Origin of the sequence: Parabacteroides sp. AF48-14 (assembly GCF_003477465.1) — a bacterium.
GTDB lineage: Bacteria > Bacteroidota > Bacteroidia > Bacteroidales > Tannerellaceae > Parabacteroides > Parabacteroides acidifaciens.
This window is the reverse complement of record NZ_QUDI01000027.1, coordinates 25,395-43,667: the sequence shown is the minus strand read 5'-3', so window position 1 is coordinate 43,667 and position 18,273 is coordinate 25,395. Positions and strand designations below refer to the sequence as shown.

Annotated in this window: 10 protein-coding genes and 1 pseudogene; 4 read left to right on the top strand and 7 right to left on the bottom strand. The window is 48.0% G+C overall.

Annotated features, from left to right (window positions below; translation table 11 throughout):
- Nucleotides 1-7: 7 nt before the first annotated feature.
- From DW083_RS13595 to DW083_RS13585, 3 genes are read right to left on the bottom strand one after another with little or no spacing between them, the layout of a single operon-like run.
- A complete protein-coding gene (locus tag DW083_RS13595; RefSeq protein ID WP_122332724.1) occupies nucleotides 8-2,410 on the bottom strand; it encodes an ABC transporter permease in 2,403 nt (800 codons plus the stop codon).
- Between the two features lie 14 nt (nucleotides 2,411-2,424).
- Nucleotides 2,425-3,675 (bottom strand): efflux RND transporter periplasmic adaptor subunit, encoded by a 1,251-nt coding sequence (locus DW083_RS13590; protein ID WP_115500289.1) that lies wholly within the window; start codon nucleotides 3,673-3,675, stop codon nucleotides 2,425-2,427.
- Nucleotides 3,676-3,687: 12 nt separating this feature from the next.
- Nucleotides 3,688-5,154, bottom strand: coding sequence for a TolC family protein (locus DW083_RS13585; RefSeq protein ID WP_122332723.1), 1,467 nt, complete (start codon nucleotides 5,152-5,154; stop codon nucleotides 3,688-3,690).
- A gap of 173 nt (nucleotides 5,155-5,327) precedes the next feature.
- On the opposite strand from DW083_RS13585, the gene DW083_RS13580 reads away from it, so the two are divergent.
- The gene (locus DW083_RS13580; RefSeq protein ID WP_115500286.1) at nucleotides 5,328-6,695 is read left to right on the top strand and encodes a sigma-54 dependent transcriptional regulator; all 1,368 of its coding nucleotides are present in this window, start codon (nucleotides 5,328-5,330) and stop codon (nucleotides 6,693-6,695) included.
- Nucleotides 6,692-7,693 (top strand): PAS domain-containing sensor histidine kinase, encoded by a 1,002-nt coding sequence (locus tag DW083_RS13575; RefSeq protein WP_122332722.1) that lies wholly within the window; start codon nucleotides 6,692-6,694, stop codon nucleotides 7,691-7,693. Before DW083_RS13580 ends, DW083_RS13575 begins: the two co-directional genes overlap by 4 nt.
- A gap of 20 nt (nucleotides 7,694-7,713) precedes the next feature.
- Here DW083_RS13575 and DW083_RS23640 read toward each other — a convergent pair.
- Nucleotides 7,714-10,064 (bottom strand): annotated as a pseudogene (locus DW083_RS23640) (ATP-binding protein).
- Nucleotides 10,065-10,162: 98 nt separating this feature from the next.
- A complete protein-coding gene (locus tag DW083_RS13565; protein ID WP_122332721.1) occupies nucleotides 10,163-12,550 on the bottom strand; it encodes a TonB-dependent receptor in 2,388 nt (795 codons plus the stop codon).
- A 112-nt stretch (nucleotides 12,551-12,662) separates the two neighbouring features.
- On the opposite strand from DW083_RS13565, the gene mnmD reads away from it, so the two are divergent.
- Nucleotides 12,663-13,322, top strand: coding sequence for a tRNA (5-methylaminomethyl-2-thiouridine)(34)-methyltransferase MnmD (gene mnmD / locus DW083_RS13560; RefSeq protein WP_122332720.1), 660 nt, complete (start codon nucleotides 12,663-12,665; stop codon nucleotides 13,320-13,322).
- On the opposite strand, the gene trxA is transcribed toward mnmD, so the two are convergent.
- Both trxA and dnaE read right to left on the bottom strand, forming a co-directional pair.
- Nucleotides 13,317-13,631: a thioredoxin gene (gene trxA, locus DW083_RS13555; protein WP_115500281.1), complete on the bottom strand. Its 315-nt coding sequence runs from the start codon at nucleotides 13,629-13,631 to the stop codon at nucleotides 13,317-13,319. The two genes, mnmD and trxA, sit on opposite strands and share 6 nt — an antisense overlap.
- A 74-nt stretch (nucleotides 13,632-13,705) precedes the next feature.
- Nucleotides 13,706-17,506: a DNA polymerase III subunit alpha gene (gene dnaE, locus DW083_RS13550; protein ID WP_122332719.1), complete on the bottom strand. Its 3,801-nt coding sequence runs from the start codon at nucleotides 17,504-17,506 to the stop codon at nucleotides 13,706-13,708.
- Nucleotides 17,507-17,632: 126 nt separating this feature from the next.
- Between dnaE and DW083_RS13545 the strand changes: the two genes are divergently transcribed.
- Nucleotides 17,633-18,268 (top strand): porin family protein, encoded by a 636-nt coding sequence (locus DW083_RS13545; RefSeq protein WP_115500279.1) that lies wholly within the window; start codon nucleotides 17,633-17,635, stop codon nucleotides 18,266-18,268.
- Nucleotides 18,269-18,273: the final 5 nt, after the last annotated feature.

Below are 18,273 nucleotides of genomic sequence, written 5' to 3'. Positions count from 1 at the left end.
TAATAATTTATTCGTTCTTAATCGCTATCGCCGGATTCATCCGTGCGGCTCTCCGGGTTTGCCATATCAATGTAAGCAGGGAAATACTACCTGTAATCAGTATGGCGACGGCAAACAACCACCAGGATATACTGGCTTTGTGTGCAAAGTTTTCCAGGTATTTGTGGATGGCAAGCCAGGAGACAGGGGTTGCTATGACAAATGCGATAGCGAGCAACTTATAGTATTTCCGTAGCAGCATTTGCATGATGATGGCTGTAGTTGCCCCGTTGACTTTGCGGATGGCTATTTCCCGGTAGCGTTGCTGTACATCGAACAGCGATAGTCCGAACAGCCCCAATGAAGAGATCAAGATTGCAATCAATGCAAAGGTTGTATAGATACTGGTTACTTTCTTGTCTTCTTTATAAATGGCTTTTATCTCATCCTCTGCAAAAGAATAGATAAATTCGCCTCCGACAGTTTCTTCATGCAGTTTTTGCAGGAAAAGGATTGCTTCCTGCCGCTTGCCCGGAACGATATGTGCCGTCAAATGGCTATAACGGTATCCTATGTCGTAAGCGAAAACGAGCGGAAGTGTGGCCTGAGACAGATGTCCGATTTGAAAATTTTTAACTACACCGACAATGTTATAAGCGGGATTCTTATCCATATCCGGCATATCGGAGCTCCACCATAATCTGTTTTCAGGTTGTAATTTGGCTGTAGCAATATCGGTAATGCCAAAAGTCTTTTTTGCTGTTTCGTTAATAATCAGGTCATATGTGCCGAAATGGTCGATAGAGTCGTTCCAGTTGCGTCCTTCAACTGTTTGAAGATCGTATATCTTCATGTATCTTTCGTCTACGGTGTTATAAACAACTATTTGCTTTTTTCCCTGGAATTCGAATTGTATATTTGGTTCTCCATATTCGTAAGGACTTTCTCCGTAGGCCCAAGCTGTAAACAAAGGAGATTCATTCATCTTTGTCGTGATGATATTGTCGAGTTGTTTTTGTTTCTCATTCTTTGCAGTTGCTTGTTCGTAGGTGTCATCCAGGGCATAATTACTACGGAGGAATTGAGTTTTGATGATATCTTTCGTTTGGTATCCATTGTCGTAGTTCAACATGAAATGCAATTGTTTGATGAAAAACAACGATACGATAATGAGCGAGATCGATATGCCGTATTGGATAATCAGGAAAAGGCTTTTTGAAAGGACCGAGTTACCTTTTTTGCTGACGGATTGTAATGACCGGATAGGAGTGCTGTACCCATATTTGAAGAAAGGATAAGAGGCTGTCACTATCGGAAGAAGCACGATTAAGATAAGCATCAGTGAAAGATTCAGCCGCCAATCGTTTGATTGGGATATTCCCCATTGATTACTCAAATAATTTTGTGTCAACTCGATAAATACCCATCCGACGAAAAGGGCGCAAGCTATGATAAATATATTTTCTATGTAAATCTGTCCGAACAGATGGAAACGTTTAGCTCCGAATACCTTTTTCATTCCGAATTCACGTGACCGTTTTTGTATGAGTACCGTGTAAATATTCGTGAAGTTGACGAATCCTATGATCAGGATTAAAAGAGTGACGATCGATAGTATTTGGATATTTGTCTTATTCCCTTTGTTGAATAAATTGAGATCATGTATGGTGTGGTCGAAGTATATTTTCTTCATGGGGAAGAACTGGTAACGCTGATATTGGTTCCAGGCTTTCATGTGCATATAAATATCCAGTCGTTTGTTTACCTGTTTCAGGTCACTTCCCGGATAAAGCAGAGCGATACTTTGAGGCATTCTTGACCACTTTTTCTGCATCGATTCAGATATGAGTATGTCGAAATGCAATGTGCTTTTTCCTGCAGGAGTCCCGATGATCCCTTCGATTGTAACAGGATTCCCGAATGTGAAAGATATCGTTTTGCCGATCGGGTTCTCATTCCCGAATAGTTTTTGTGCCATTTCCCGGGTGATTACGGCACTTTCCGGTTTAAGCATCAACGTTTTTCTGTTTCCTGCGAGAACAGGAAAATCCAGTATTTGCAGAAAGCTGGTGTCTACAGCGAAGAGGTCTGCTGTGAACTTCCTGTTTTCAGAGTAGATATCATATTGCTGCATGGGAATGAATGTCGTGCTTTGTTCAACCGCAATATCTTCTAACGGCTCCTTGTAATCGGGTTCGTTATTCATATTGGAGCTACCGGAAAAACGTATCATCGGGGAATTCTGATATTGGAGCGTTGTAAAATACAGGCGGTCCAAATGTTTGTGGAAATGATCGACAGTCGTTTCCTGATAAATATATCGGGATAAAGTAATGACGCACGCCAGACTCAGTGCCAACCCCATAATGTTGATGGCACTGTAAAGTCTGAAACGTGTCAGCGATCGTAATGCTAATAGTATAATTTTCATTTGTAGAGATTCGTTTATTTCAAAATCAATTCTTCCGCGTCGCCAAAGGTACTATATCCCGTGACAATCACCTTGTCGCCCGGTTGCAGACCGCCGGTTATTTCGTATTGCTGCGGGTTTTGTCGGCCGATGCTGATCGGGGTCTTGCGGGCTTTTGTGCCGGATTCGTTCAGCTTGTAGATCCATTGTCCGCCGGTGGTCTGGAAGAAATCGCCACGCGGGATGACGAGGGCTTCTTCCGGTTGTCCCAGCTCGATCTGGACACGGAAGCTTTTGCCGATGCGGACATTTTCGGGGCTTGCCTCGGTAAAGACCAGGTCGACATCGAAGTTACGGTCTTTCACCTCCGGGACGACTTTGGTGATCCGCAGCGGGAACTTCTTGCTCTGCCAGGTGATGGTGGCGGGAAGCCCGGTTGTGATTCGGTCGATATAATATTCACTGAGGGAGGTGTGTATCTTGAACTGGTCGAGCACTTTGACCTCTGCGATCGCTTCGGTACTTTGCACCTGCTGGCCGGGCGTCACTTTGACGAAGCTGAGCTGGCCGGAGAGGGGAGCGCGGACAATAAGGTCTTCCATACGCTCCCGGGCGCGGTCGAACTTCTTCCGTTCCCGTTCGAGGTCGTTCTTCATCAATTCCCGGCGTAGGATGGTGGCGGCGCTGTCGTGGCGGAGACCTTCCAGTTGCAGGGCGGTACTGCGGGTCTTATAGTCGAACTCGTCGCGAGCTACTTCTAACTGCGCCTTGCTTTTGACACCCATGTGGAATTCCTCCTCGTCGAGGGCATAGCTTTTCTTGAGGCGGTTCAGTTCGTAGGTTGTCTCTAAGGTCTTTTGTTGCAGGTCGATGCTCTTCTGTTCCATTTCGATCTCTTTCTCCTGGTAGGAGATCAACTGCTTTTCCCATTCATCCTGCTGGTCCTCGATGGTGCGGATCAGATCGGGATTGCTGAGGGTCAGTATCGTGTCTCCCTTGCTCATCATTGTTCCTTCTTCGGCAATGATACGGTCTACGCTGCCGGCTTCGCGGGCATTGATCTGGATGGTAAGGATGGGCTGAACGACACCTTCCACATCCACATATTCCAGGAATTTGTCGCTGGTGGCTTCACCGATAATCAGGTTCTCGGCTTCGGTACGGAGTTTTCTGCCTCCCGATGCGGCGATCCCTACATAAACAAGAAGGGCAACAAAGGCGACTCCTCCGGCAATATGCCAGCGGTAGCGGTAATAAACGGGTTTCTTAGCAATAGGTTTATCCATTGTATGTTGTTTTTATTTTAGCAATAGTTCATAATCCTCAACAATCGGAATCTGCTTCTCGAAATCGTAGCCCGTCAGGCTGCGGAGGCCATAATAAAGACTCCAGTAATTATACAAGGCCGAGATATACGCCCGGCGTGAGTTATCCTTTTCTGAGATGGCGGCATTCAGGTCGAGGATACTTGATTTACCAAGCAGATAAAGCCGGCGGGCCACGTCGTTGCGGCGTTGTGCCGTCTGGTCGGTTTTCTCTGCAATCATGACTTTGTTGGCCTGCAGGTTGAATTGCTTGACCATCTTGGCGACATTCAGTTCGAAATCCATCCGTTCCTGTTCCAATTGGGTATAGACCTTGTCACGGTTGCTTTTGGCCACCTTGACCCGTCCTTTTCCTACGCCCCAGTCCAGGATCGGAATACGGATGCCGAGTGTCACTAACTGTTGGTCCATCGGGTTGCGGTAGGACTCTTTCAGTTTCTCGTTGCTCTGTGTCAAACCGAACTGGGCGTATAGCTCGGCTTTGAATCCCCGGTTGGCTTTTGCTTCGGCAACGGAGCTTTCGCTTTCCAGGCGGCGGCGTTCGAAAGCGCTGATATCCGGATTGTTCTGGAAAGCTAATTGCATGGCCTCTTCGACGTTGACCGTGAAGCGGGGAATGCTGTCGTCCGGGATTACCGCCAGCGTGATGTTTTCCGAAATACCTAAGTAGCTGCGTAGCGACTGGATGTAATCGTCCACGTCTATCTGCGCGTTCAGGCGGTTGGTCTGCTCGGTCAGCTTGTTGAGTTCGAGTTGGAGCATTTCGTTTTCAGTAATTGTCCCGATGTTGTAACGTCCTTGCGCGTAGCGGTAGAGCGTGTCGGCATATGCAAAATTATATTCCGCGATCTCTAACGAGGTCTGTGCGCTTGCTAAGTTGAAAAAGCGGTTGGTTGTGTAGGCGGCTACCAGTTCGAGTGTTTCGATGTAAGCTTTTTTCGCTTCTTCGAATTTAATCGGCTCGATCCGGCGTTCCCATTTGAGGTCGTTGTAACCAAACAGGTTTTGTTCATATCCGATGACCACCGGAGTACTTTTATAAGACGAGACGTTGTCGGTGAACATATCTAACCGTTGGAGTCCGGTCTTCAGCAATACCGTACCGCCTGTCAGGGCGATATTCTGCTGGATTTCCAGCCCGGCGTCGACCGACAACTGGTTCCGGTGTACGAATTTATCACTACCGTCTTCAAGCGTCACCGACTGGATGGAGCGGTTCAGGCTCGGATCGGAAGTCAGCGTCAGGCTTGGCAGCTGTTTGGCCCGGAAAGAGCGCCAGTTCCAGTAAGAGGCCCTGAAAGCATGCCGGGCGGCAATAGCCTCCGGTGAATGTTGGCGCGCCATTTCGATCGCTTCGCCCAGTGTCAGGGTAAGTGTTTTCTGCCCCCATAGTTGCAGCGGGAACAATACACATATAAGTATGGATAAAATCTGTTTCATGCCTGATGAAAGACAAATAATGTGCCATACTTGTAAGTGGTTGGCTTTTATGTGAATGAGGAAAATAGTTTGCCTGTTTGTTGTGCATAAGCGCACAAAAAACGTGCATAAGCGCACATACATCCCGTTCTTATAATCACTATCTTTGCCGATATTGAAGTGATTGGTAAAATATGAAGAACGGAAAGATTTTAATCATCGATGATAACGAAGATGTCCTCTTCGCCTTAAATCTGTTGTTGGAGCCATATGTCGAACAGGTGAAGGTGACGACACAGCCCGAGCGGATCGAACATTTTATGTCGACTTTCCAGCCGGATGTCATCCTGTTGGATATGAATTTCAGGCGGGATGCAATCAGTGGGCAGGAAGGTTTTTTCTGGCTGGAAAAGATAAAGGCGGCTGATCCGGATGCGGTGGTCCTTTTTATTACGGCTTATGCCGATACGGAAAAAGCCGTACGTGCCATAAAAGCCGGTGCTACGGATTTCATCCCGAAACCCTGGGAAAAAGAAAAACTGTTGGCAACTCTTTCGGCTGCTTTGAAACTGCGTGAAAGCCGTACGGAGGTCAACACGCTGAAACAGCGTGTCGAGGTGTTGGAAAGTTCCGAAGAGACCGGTTTTGAGATTATAGGCGAGAGCGATGTCATGCAGGAACTGTTTGCTACTGTTTCCAAGCTGAAAGATACGGATGCCAATATCCTGATCCTGGGAGAGAACGGAACCGGGAAGGATCTGATTGCCCGCGCCCTTTACCATCATTCTCCCCGAAGCAGCCAGGTTTTTGTCAGCATCGATTTGGGAAGCATCCCGGAACAGCTGTTCGAGAGCGAGCTGTTCGGGTATGAGAAAGGTGCTTTTACGGATGCCCGGCGCGATAAGCCCGGACGTATGGAAGTGGCTTCCGGAGGCACTTTGTTCCTGGACGAGATCGGTAATCTGAGTCTGCCGATGCAGGCGAAACTGTTGACGGCTATCGAGAAAAGGCAGATCCTGCGGTTGGGAGCGACTCGTTCCGTGCCGATCGATGTCCGCTTGATTTCCGCGACGAACATGAATATCCGGGAGATGGTGCAGGAAGGGACGTTCCGCCAGGATTTGCTATACCGCATCAATACGATCGAGCTGCATATCCCGCCGCTTCGGGAACGGGGCAATGATATCCTGTTGTTGGCCGACCATTTTCTGAACCGCTATGCCCGTAAGTATAAGAAGAAACTGACGGGGCTTACCCGGGATGCAAAAACGAAACTCCAAAGTTATGCCTGGCCCGGTAATGTCCGCGAGTTGCAGCATGCCATCGAGCGCGCTGTTATCCTGTCGGACGGCTCCATGCTGAAGCCTGAAAACTTTATGCTTCATCCGGCTCCCGTCCATAAAAAAGGGGAACTGTCCGACGAACTGAATCTGAGCGTGCTTGAGAAAGAAGCGATCGAACGCGCTTTGCGCCGTGCCGACGGGAATATCACCCGTGCTGCCGAACTGTTGGGGATTACCCGTTTTGCCCTGTACCGGAAACTGGATAAACTGGGCCTATGAAACGCTATGTTCTTTTCCTGAAAATAGGATTGTTGATATTGTTGTCTCTTTCGATTGCATTTCTGCTATTGAAAGGATTGTATTTTACGGCGGTCATGTGCTTTCTGATTTTGTTGGGTATCGCTTTTTCCCTCTATCTGGATCAACGGAAAATGTTGCAGCGGATGGAGTACCTGATTGCCAATATCCGGTATGGAGATATGAACCTTTCTTTTCCGGTCCCGTCGGCGGGCGGTGCGGAGGCCAGCTTGACGCGTGCCATGAATGAAGCGCTGTCCGCTTTTCGTACCCGTTTATATAATGTGGTGGTGTCGGAGGCGGAAACGGAGGCCTGGCAGAAGTTGATCCGGGTTCTCACACACGAGATCATGAACTCGATCGCCCCGATTATCTCTTTGTCGGAGACGGTGACGGAACGGGCTGCATCCAACGGACTGAATGAACGGGATTACGGAATCATGCTTCAGGCTATGCAGACGATACACCGCCGGAGCAAAGGCTTGTTGGATTTTGTTGAGAACTACCGGAAACTGACACGTATTCCGGCCCCTACACAGCAACTGTTTCCGATTTCCTCCCTGTTCGACGATTTACGGGGTTTGTATCCTGCCGGAGATGTCTCGTTTTCATTTTCTGTCCGTCCGACTGATTTGCGGGTTTATGCCGACCGCTCGATGATCGAGCAGGTGCTTATTAATTTATTGAAGAATGCAGCCGAAGCCTGTAAAGATTGTTCCTTTCCGGAAGTACGGGTGAATGCTTTCAGGCGTGAAGGGGTTCCGGTTATCACCGTTTCCGACAATGGCTGCGGTATCGTGCCGGAAGCGATGGATAAGGTCTTTGTCCCGTTCTTTACGACTAAGCAGGGAGGTTCGGGCATCGGTCTGAGCGTTTGCCGCCAGATCATGAACCGCCACGGGGGAAGTATTACCGTTGTTTCGGAAGAGGAGAAAGGGACGACTTTTACCCTGCAATTTCCCCAAACCCGTGTCCTGTAGGAACGGTTTACGGATAACCTTTACGAGAGATATTGGTTGATGAGGTTTTTCAGCTCTGCCGGTTTGATCGGTTTTGCTGCATATCCGTTGAAGCCGCTTTGCTTTACCCGTTGTTCGTCTTCGGCGAAGGCGAAAGCGGTAACTGCTATGATCGGGACATGCGGGTCTTCTTTTCTTATCTCGCAGTCGCTTCATATCCGTCCATATTCGGCATTTTAAGATCCATCAGGATCATATCCGGTTGGTGTTCACGATATAACCGGACCGCTTCACATCCGTCATGGGCGTGCAGTAAATTGTAGTCTTTCAGGACTGCCTGAATCAGAATATAGTTACTTTCGTTGTCTTCGGCAATCAATAACGTCGCTTTTGTAGGAGTTTCGCTTGCAGGTTCCTCTGCCTTTTCCTCCACTTCTTTTTTAGGCTGTTTTTTTACGTTGAGAATGATCGAATCGGGTAGCGTGAACCAGAAGGTCGAACCTTTTCCGAATTCGGATTCCACACCGATCTCGCCGCCTAATTTCTTTATAATCATCTGGCAGATTGCAAGCCCCAAGCCTGTTCCCTGTGCAAAACTGTTCAGTTTGACGAAACGGTTGAAAACCATATCTATTTTTTCAGACTCGATGCCGCATCCGGTATCGGTAACATAGAATCGCAGTTTGTTGTCCTGGCGGCGGTAACCGAACCGGATACTGCCCTCTTCGGTAAACTTAATGGCGTTGTTGATGAAGTTTGTAACAACCTGTGCTAAGCGGTTCTTGTCCGTCATGATTACACAGTGAGGCATTTTCTCGACAAAGGAAACCTGCACGCCCTCGGATGCTTTCAGGCGGGAGGATTGTTCGATGTCGGATAATAACGCGTTAATATCCACCTCCGAATCGATAAATTCCAATGTCCCGGCCTCAATCTTGGCCACATCCAGAATGTCATTGATCAATTGGAGGAGCAGCTCGTTGTTACTGCTGATGATATTGATATATTCGTCCCGCTCTTCTTCGTTCTCTGCTATTGTCAACAGATTGGAGAAACCGACGATGGCATTCAGCGGCGTACGGATTTCGTGGCTCATGTTGGCGAGGAATGCTGATTTCAGGCGGTCGGATTCTTCCGCTTTGTCTTTCGCTTTCCGGAGCTCGATTTCATCTTCTTTCTGTTTCTCGATCAGGATCAGCAATCTGTTTTTCAGTTTGCTGGTACGCAAATAGTAGTAGAGCACCATGATCAGGAACAACAACAAGACGACTGAAATGATTAACAGGATTTCAAATTTATATTGCACGAACAATCCTACTTCCGTATTGATCAATACGGAATGGGGTGGCAGACTTTTTGTTGCGATCCCCCGTTCCTTTAATTTTTTAGCGTCAAACGTATATACGTTGGGAATCGTTTCCGGATTGAACTTGGCCGATCGATTCGCTAAAACATGTACGGCCTGACGGGCCAGGTCTTTTCCGATCGAACGGTATTTAGGTATATAGCCACCGATTGCCCAATGGCTTAATCCGATGGATGTCAACGAAAATGCCGGAACTTTCGGATTGGCGAGCATCATGGTATAAGTGGCGTTTCCGACATAATACCCGTCATTTACATCCACACGCCAGGTACCCAAAAGAATGGCGCTTTCCGAAGGTAGGCGTTTGATTTCTTCGATGATATTATAAATGTCGTTTTTCCGTCCGTCCAGCGGGATGAAGTCTATACCGTCTATCCGGCTGATTTCTTTTTTGACTAAGGCTTGAAGGGAAATACCTCCGTAACTGTTGTCGGTAACCAAGGCAATATGTTTCGTGCTCGGATACAACTTGCGGACCAGCTCTACGTTTGCTTTAATATCATAATTGTAGACGAATCCGCCTAAGTTCTGCTCTTTGCTTTTAAGCTCATCTATATCTACACTTTCGGGGTCCCATTCGGACAGGTTGATGCTGCTGTCAGGCAATAGTACCGCGTTCCGGCTGACCATGCCGCATAAGATCGGGATATTCCGTATGCTGCTGTCGTCTAACGAAAGATAGGAGGCCCACCCTTCCTGTCCGAGGATTACGATCAGCTTAGGCTTGTTTTCCCCCTGGTATTTCTTCAGCAGGTTCTCCATCCTTGCTTTCCAGAGGGGAGCTTCGGGGAGACTCTTGCAGTTCATGTTTTCGATTACAACAGGCGAGGTCCCGCCAAGCTGTTTGTATTCTTCCATGAACTCGGAAATATTTTGTGTCGTATTGCGGGTATCCGGATTGTAGGAGCTGATAATTAAAATAGGATTACTATCATCAGCATGAACTTGGCATGTGAAGAGTAAACTAATGACCATGAAAAAGAATCGCCACGTTTGTTTTATGTAGTAATCCGATGATTTATTCATGAAATAAAGATTGTTCTGAAACTCCTAAATTAATCTTTTGGGAATTCGTATGCAAAAATAAAAATTATTTGATATAACTAAGCATAAATCAGAACATTTTAAAGTTCTATCATAAGGCCGATACTGGGCAGGAGCGCCCCGGTGCGGCGTTCAACCGGTTTTAGTTCATAACGTTGTTGTTCCCGAGGGGCATCCGGATTTAATATTTTGCCAGTTTTAATATATACATCCTGCTCTTTGTATTTTGAATTTAGCACGTTCTGCAAGTCGATATAAGCCCCTATCATAAACTTTTTCAGATAGAATGTTTTGTCTATCCGGATATCCAGTTGGGTAAAAGGCTTCAGACGTTCACTGTTGAACCGGCTGTAGTCATAATAAAGGTTGCCACTGGCATCCCAGGCATCGACAAAACTGCTCTTCTCGACATCATAAGGTGTATAGGGCGCGCCTCCCACTATCCGTAGTTTCGTTCCTATATCCCAATTCCTGGGTAAGGCATAGGTCCCGCTGAAAGTAAAAAGATGGCGGTTGTCCCAGGCGGATGGAATGTATTGGCCACTGCCCCGTCCATCCTTAAATTCGCTTCGGACATAAGTATAGGAGGCAATAAATGTCAATCCCTTATAATTATACCAGCGTCCCATCAGTTCCATCCCGTAAGCTCTTCCGGTTGCAGTAGAATTGACAGCTTCATTTCCCAGTACGCCGTAATCGGTCCCTTTTGAGGCAAGCGGAATGCTGTCGGTCAGTGATATCGGGTAGTGATCATATTTCTTGTAGAATCCTTCCGCCGTAAATTTCAGATAGGAGGAAGGACGGTATTCCAATCCGATCCCGGCCTGATCGCTCCGGATATAGCTCAACCGGTTATCCTTGTTTACATAATTACCCTGGTTGTCTTTGAATCCAAGGACCGTATAAGGGGGCAATTCGTAATATCTTCCTGCGTTGGCATTCAGATAAATATCTCCGAACAGGCGGTAAGAGAGCGAGAGGCGCGGAGAGAGCTGGTCCAGCAGGTTGTTCATTTCCGAAGAATATCCGTTGGCATCTGCCCGCACCCCCAAAGATGCCGTAAAGCGTTCGTTATTGCTTTCGTATATAGCTGTAGCATACAGTCCCCATTTCCAGATGCCCAGGTCTGTCTGATAATGGAGTTCCCGGGGGATGGTGGTATATAGTTTCTGAAAAGTTGTGTTTGTATATTCCGAATAATCGATGTTTCCTCCTGCTTGCAACTGGATATAGGGCAAACGGAAGATATTTTCGCTGCGGAACTTATTCTCTATTTCATCCGAGCGGTAATCCAACATTAAGTTTTCGGGTGTGCTTTCATCATTATCCTGATATTTGATGTTTTTATTGTTCATCTGGCTACGGCTTACGATCAGGGTGTGTATATTACGCCCTGAAAAATGTTTGTAAACGGCACCCAATGTGTAAGTCTTTTGTTTTACGACCGGCAGGTAGGCCAGTATGTATTGGTTTTTCTCGCTAAGATCGTCCTTCCCGGTGTTCAGCTTCATGTCGTCAATGGCTCCCAATCCGATAAAGGTCAGTTCGTTTTTCTTATTAAAAGCATGTTTGATTTTGAACTGGGCATCCGTAAAGGTCGGAAGAAAGGGTAATCCGATCATGTCGAACAGGAATTGCAGGTACGAACGGCGTATGGAAACCTGGTAAGTCGTCTTGTCGCCTATCGGGCCGTTTGCCGATAGGCCGACATCGGAGGCACCGACCACTCCCCGCAAAGAGAATTTTTCTTTGTTTCCGTCCTGCAGCTTGAAGTCGAGCACGGAACTGAGCGCATTCCCCCTGGCTGCAGGAAATGCCGCAGAATAGAAATTGACTTCACGTATGAAGTCCGGATTGATAATTCCGACCGGTCCGCCGGATGCTCCCTGCGTAGAGAAGTGATTGATATTGGGGATTTCTACTCCATCCAGAAAGAAACGGTTCTCAGACGGTCCGCCGCCCCTTACCATCAGGTCGTTCCGGAAAGCTGCCGTAGAGGCCACTCCCGGAAAGGATTGTACGACACGCGAGATATCCCGGTTTCCTCCGGCACTTTTCTCTATCTCTTTAAAACCGATAACGCGCAGTCCCAACGGGCTTTCTGCCGTTTTCCGGAACGGGGAGGCGACGATGCTTACTTCCTGCAGGCTCTCACTGGCCGTTTCGAGTTCGACCGGGAAGAAGATATCTTTATTGGCCACGCGAAATTCTGCCGTTACCGTCGGCTTGTATCCGATAAATGAAGCCTGGAGCCGGTAACTGCCCGGGGCAATTCCTGTTATTTCAAAATTTCCGGTGGAATCTGTTGCCGTTCCGTGTGTCGTATTCCAGATAACGACAGTAGCATAAGGTATTGGCTCGCCACTTGCCGCCTCTTTCACGATCCCTTTTATGGAATAATTCTTTTGAGCCTGTATGATCTGAATACAGGTCAGGAATAATAAGAGAAGAAAGAGTCTTAAATTCATAAGTTGTAGCCAGTCTTACGGGAATTTGTAATAATAGGTTACAAAAGTAATCAATTCTATATTTTTATATCTTTGCAAGATCAAAATAATGACGAAATAAGACGAAAATCAAATGAAGCGGGAATTGCAGCAGACGGCCGATGGCAGCCATACATTATTTATTCCGGAAATGGATGAACACTATCATTCGGTAAACGGGGCGGTGCAGGAATCGCGCCATGTGTTTATTGAGGCCGGATTGCACCATCATACGGGAAAAGAGCTTGTCGTTTTTGAGATCGGTTTCGGTACTGGTTTGAATGCTTTCCTTACCTTGCTGGATGCGGAAAAGAACGGGCGTGCCGTCAATTATTATTCCATCGAGTTATACCCGCTTGACCCCGGTCTTGTACAGGCATTGAACTATGGGGAGGTGGTCTGTCCCGAAAAGAAAGAACTGTTCCGTGCTTTGCATGCCGCTGCCTGGAATCAGGAGGTTGCCATCACCGAACGTTTCACTTTACATAAGATACAGGGGGACAGCAATACCTGCGACCTGCCCGAAGGGATCGGCCTTGTCTATTTCGATGCTTTTGCCCCGGACAAGCAGCCGGAAATGTGGAATCAGGAAATATTCGACAAATTGTATGGACATATGGCGGAAGGAGGAATTTTGACCACCTACTGTGCCAAGGGTGTCGTACGCCGTATGATGCAGAAAGCCGGATATTCTGTCGAAAGAATACCCGGCCCTCCCGGAAAACGCGAAATGCTCCGCGCTATGAAATTATAAAAGTGCGTCGATTTTAGAGACGAATGTAGGTTTGGGAGCAGCTCCGACCTGTTTGTCCACTACCTGTCCGTCTTTGAAGAAAAGAACGGTCGGGATGTTGCGGATACCAAACTGTGCAACCACATCGTTGTTGTTGTCCACATCCATTTTGCCGATTGTCACACGGCCTTCATATTCGGTTGCCAACTCGTCGATGATCGGAGCGACCATGCGGCAAGGACCACACCATTCTGCCCAAAAGTCAAGAACCATAGGCTTACCAGAGTTTACCAACTCTTCAAAATTTGCATCTGTAACTTGTAGTGCCATAATCTTTATATGTATTTAATTTGTTTCTGTTTAGAGTCGCCAAAAGTACAAATTCTTTCTGCATCCAACAAATACTAACCATTAATTTTAAAGTCTATATTTTCATTCGTTTGCAGGAACTCGACCAGATTGCGCGTGACGTTGAGACGTATGTTCTGCGAGAAGAAGTTCTGCGTGATGTTGTGCTCCCCGTCGACTACCTTAAAATATAACAGGCTTTGCCCCGGATTGTTCTTTATCAAGGTCGAAAGCTCGTTTATGGTCGGCTCGTCGAGGTCGTGGATCGGAACCGTGATACTGATCTTTTCGATCATCCGGTCTTTTTCCTCCTGCAACAGTTGGATGGAACCGATCGACAGGCTCAACCGGCCGGAGTTGTAGCGGTCTTCCACACGGGCTTTGATCAACAGGTACATCCCCCGTTTCCCGAATTTCCCGTATTCGATGAAATCTTTCCCGAACAGGGCTATCTCGCCACTGCCCGTAAAGTCCTCTATCTTGATGATACCGTACGGATTCCCTTTCTTTGTCATGCCTTCCCGGAAATCGGTCACGATGCCGCCGAACAACAACTCTTTCCCGACCAGGCTCTCCTTGTCGTTGATTTCCGCCATGCCGGTGTTGCATACATATGTTAATATAATACGGAATTCGTCCAGCGGGTGGGCGGAAAGATAGATGCCGACCAGCTCTTTTTCCTTGTTCAGGCGTTCCAGGTCGCTCCAGCGTTCACATTTCGGGATTTCCGGTTTGGCGATCTCCACCTGTACGTCTCCACCGAACAGCGAGTTGGTGGCTGTGCTTTTGTCCGTCTGATACTTATTGCCGTAGCGTACGAGCGTCTCCAGGAATATTTCACCTTTTCCGGTTTCGGCAAAGAACTGCTCGCGCTGGATGCCGAAATTGTCGAAAGCCCCCGCCAATGCCAGCGATTCGATGTTCTTTTTGTTGCAGGCCGTCAGGTTGACGCGTTCTACGAAATCGAAGATATTCTTGAACGGTCCGTCCTTCTTACGCACATCGATGATGTTCTGGACAGCCGCTTCGCCGACACCTTTCACGGCTCCTAACCCGAAACGGATGTTCTTGTCCTTGTCTACGCTGAACTTGAGGATCGACTCGTTCACATCCGGTCCGAGCACCTGGATACCCATCGCCTTACATTCGTCCATAAACTTCGTGATATCCACGATGTTGGACAAACTTCGGCTCAGGACGGCCGCCATATATTCGGACGGATAGTTGGCTTTCAGGTATGCCGTTTGGTAGGCCACCCACGAATAACAGGTCGCATGGCTCTTATTGAACGCATAGGAAGCGAATTTTTCCCAGTCGGACCAGATCTTCTGCAACGTGCTTTCCTCGTAACCGTTTGCCTTTCCGCCTGCCATAAATTTGGATTTCAGGTGGTTCATCTTTTCGATCAGCTTTTTACCCATTGCCTTACGGAGGGCGTCACTCTCACCACGTGTGAAGTTTGCCAGCAAACGGGACAGAAGCATGACCTGTTCCTGGTAGACGGTAATGCCATAGGTGTCTTTCAGGTAACGTTCCATGACCGGAATATCGTACTTGATCTCCTCTTTCCCTTGTTTACGGGCGATGAAAGAGGGGATATAGTCCATAGGTCCCGGACGGTAGAGGGCGTTCATCGCGATCAGGTCTTCAAACTTGGACGGCTGCAGCTCCTTCAGGTATTTCTGCATACCGGCGGATTCAAACTGGAACGTGCCGGTGGTCTTTCCGTCGCAATACAGTTTGTAGGTCACCGGGTCTTCCAGGCTGATATGGTCGATGTCCAACTCATGTCCTGTAGTCAGGCGGATGTTTTCGATTGCTTCTTTGATGATGGACAATGTTTTCAGTCCGAGAAAGTCCATCTTGATCAATCCGGTTTCTTCGATCACGGAGCCTTCATACTGGGTCACCAGCATTTCTTCGCCTGTATCCTTGTCTTTGGCCGTACTGACGGGTACGACGTCCGATATGTCGTAACGCCCGATGATAACGCCGCAGGCATGTACGCCGGTGTTGCGGACGTTGCCCTCTAACATTTGTGCGTATTTAAGCGTATCGCGTGCCAAAGGATCATTCCCTGTAGCCGCCTCTTTCAGTTCCGGTACATAGTTGATGGCGTCTCCCAGTTTGAATTTTTTCATATCGGGAATCTTGTCCGGGACAAGCTTTGCCAAACGGTTCGATTCGGAAAGCGGCAGTTTCTGCACACGCGCCACGTCCTTGATGGCCGACTTGGTCGCCATCGTGCCGTAGGTGATGATATGCGCCACACGCTCGGCACCGTATTTTTCCGTTACCCATCGGAGCACTTCGCCTCGTCCGTCATCATCGAAGTCGGTATCGATATCGGGGAGGGAGATACGGTCCGGGTTCAGGAAACGTTCGAACAGCAAATCGTATTTAATCGGGTCGATTTTCGTGATCCCTAAGCAATAAGCCACAGCCGAACCGGCAGCCGAACCACGGCCGGGACCGACCGAGACGCCTAACTCCTCACGGGCGGCACGGATAAAGTCCTGTACGATCAGGAAGTAGCCCGGAAAACCCATCGTCTTCATGATATGCAATTCGAAGTTCAGGCGTTCCTTCACTTCGTCGGTCAGCTCGTCCCCGTAGCAGAGTTTAGCCCCGTCGTAGGTGATCTTTTTCAGGTAGTCGGCTTCTAACTTGATGCGGTACAGCTTTTCATAACCGCCTAACTTCTTTATCTTGTCGTGCGCCGCCTCTTCGCTCAGCACCACATTTCCGTTTTCGTCGCGTGTAAATTCCTCGAACAGGTCTTGTTCGCTGAACTTCTCGCGGTAGCTTTCCTCCGTCCCGAAATCTTCGGGGATGGCGAAGGTCGGCATGATAGGACCGTGGTCGATGGAATAGAATTCGACTTTATCGGCTATTTCGAGCGTGTTGCTCAACGCTTCGGGCACATCCGAAAAGATCGCATTCATCTCCGCCGTCGTTTTCATCCATTCCTGCTTGGTATAACGCATGCGGTTCGGATCGTCCAGGTCTTTGCCCGTACTGAGGCAGATCAGCCGGTCGTGCGCTTCGGCATCTTCTGCATTGACGAAATGGACGTCGTTGGTTGCGATTACCTTTATGTTGTGTTTTTTCGCCAGCTCGAGTATAACCTTGTTGACTGTCACCTGGTGGGGGTAGGTGTCCTGGGCTGCTGACGGGTCATGTGTCTCATGGCGTTGTATCTCCAGGTAATAATCTTCCCCGAACAGGTTCTTGAACCAGAGGACCGATTCTTCCGCTTTGTCCATCCGTCCGTTCAGGATATGCTGCGGCACTTCCCCTCCGATACAGGCGGAACAGACAATCAGGTCTTCGTGATATTTTTCCAGCAGTTCCTTGTCGATACGCGGCCGTCCGTAGAAACCTTCCGTCCAGGAGAGGGAGACCATCTTGATCAGGTTCTTGTACCCGTTCAGGTTCTTTGCCAGGACAATCAGGTGCCAGCCGCTCCGGTCGTTCTGCGATGCCAGTTTGCTATGCCGTCCGTTCCGGGCGCAATAGCACTCGCAACCGAAGATCGGCTTGAATATCTTTTTTCTCTCTTCTTCGATCTTTGCCGGTATTTCTTCCAGGAGGGTTTGCTCTTCTGCGCTAAGTTCCGTTTTGCCTTTCAGCTCCTTCAGCTCTTTCTCATATCCCTTGATCGCATCTAAAGGCTTGCTGTTTTTCTTGGATACCTTGTTGAAAAACTCTTTTATCCCGAACATCACGCCGTGATCGGTGACGGCAATCGACCGCATCCCGTCTTTTTGCGCCTTGTCTATCAAAGCGTCAATAGACGCCTGTCCGTCCAGAAGTGAATACTGGGTATGTACGTGGAGGTGTATAAATGGTTCCATATCAATTTTTGATCCTGTTTATTTGGCCTATAAAGATACGGCTTATTTTGTTATTTTCTTCTATCGCCTGTTATAATCCGATTGAAAAACTCTATCTTTGCTCATAGGAATTAGAAGGTTTGCAATATGAGAAAAATTATATTTATTGTCTTTTTAAGTGTATGGATGATTATGCCGGCAGTGAGTCAGGTCGCTTTCGGCGTACGTGTGGGTGGCGCTTACTCTTCTCTGGTGCAAAAAGTGGAAGGAACGTATAAGGCAGGCGCCCGTTTCGGTTTTAGCGTGGCAGGGCTTGCCGACATACCTTTATATAAGGGATTGTCTTTGCGTCCCGAAGTGGCTTTTGCCAACCAGGGCGGTTCTTTTATATCCAACTTCCAGGTGGAAGGGGCGAAGAACTCCCTTAATAAATGTAGTTACTATTCGATACAGGTTCCGGTGAATCTGGCCTATACCTTTAATATAAATGATGTTCAACTGGGTGTCTATGTCGGTCCCGCCCTCGATTTCTCCCTGTTCGGCAAGATGAAAACCCAAAACCAGAATGTGGATATCCATTTCGGCCAGGACAAGGAGACAGACCTCAAAACATTCGATTTAGGTGTAAACGTCGGCTTACGTGTCGACTACAGCCGCTATTTCTTCTCCGTAGGTGCCCTTTGCGGCACGCTGGACCGCCGCGCTGTTGAGCGTGAAGGGGAATCTTCCCTTTATCAGAATAATGTGACGTTGTCGTTGGGGTATATGTTCCGGAGCCGGTAACTTCA

Excerpts from the sequence above, each read along its gene's own strand:
- DW083_RS13595 (WP_122332724.1), bottom strand. The coding sequence starts at position 2,410 with ATGAAAATTATACTATTAGCATTACGATCGCTGACACGTTTCAGACTT.
- DW083_RS13590 (WP_115500289.1), bottom strand. The coding sequence starts at position 3,675 with ATGGATAAACCTATTGCTAAGAAACCCGTTTATTACCGCTACCGCTGG.
- DW083_RS13585 (WP_122332723.1), bottom strand. The coding sequence starts at position 5,154 with ATGAAACAGATTTTATCCATACTTATATGTGTATTGTTCCCGCTGCAA.
- DW083_RS13580 (WP_115500286.1), top strand. The coding sequence starts at position 5,328 with ATGAAGAACGGAAAGATTTTAATCATCGATGATAACGAAGATGTCCTC.
- DW083_RS13575 (WP_122332722.1), top strand. The coding sequence starts at position 6,692 with ATGAAACGCTATGTTCTTTTCCTGAAAATAGGATTGTTGATATTGTTG.
- DW083_RS13565 (WP_122332721.1), bottom strand. The coding sequence starts at position 12,550 with ATGAATTTAAGACTCTTTCTTCTCTTATTATTCCTGACCTGTATTCAG.
- mnmD (WP_122332720.1), top strand. The coding sequence starts at position 12,663 with ATGAAGCGGGAATTGCAGCAGACGGCCGATGGCAGCCATACATTATTT.
- trxA (WP_115500281.1), bottom strand. The coding sequence starts at position 13,631 with ATGGCACTACAAGTTACAGATGCAAATTTTGAAGAGTTGGTAAACTCT.
- dnaE (WP_122332719.1), bottom strand. The coding sequence starts at position 17,506 with ATGGAACCATTTATACACCTCCACGTACATACCCAGTATTCACTTCTG.
- DW083_RS13545 (WP_115500279.1), top strand. The coding sequence starts at position 17,633 with ATGAGAAAAATTATATTTATTGTCTTTTTAAGTGTATGGATGATTATG.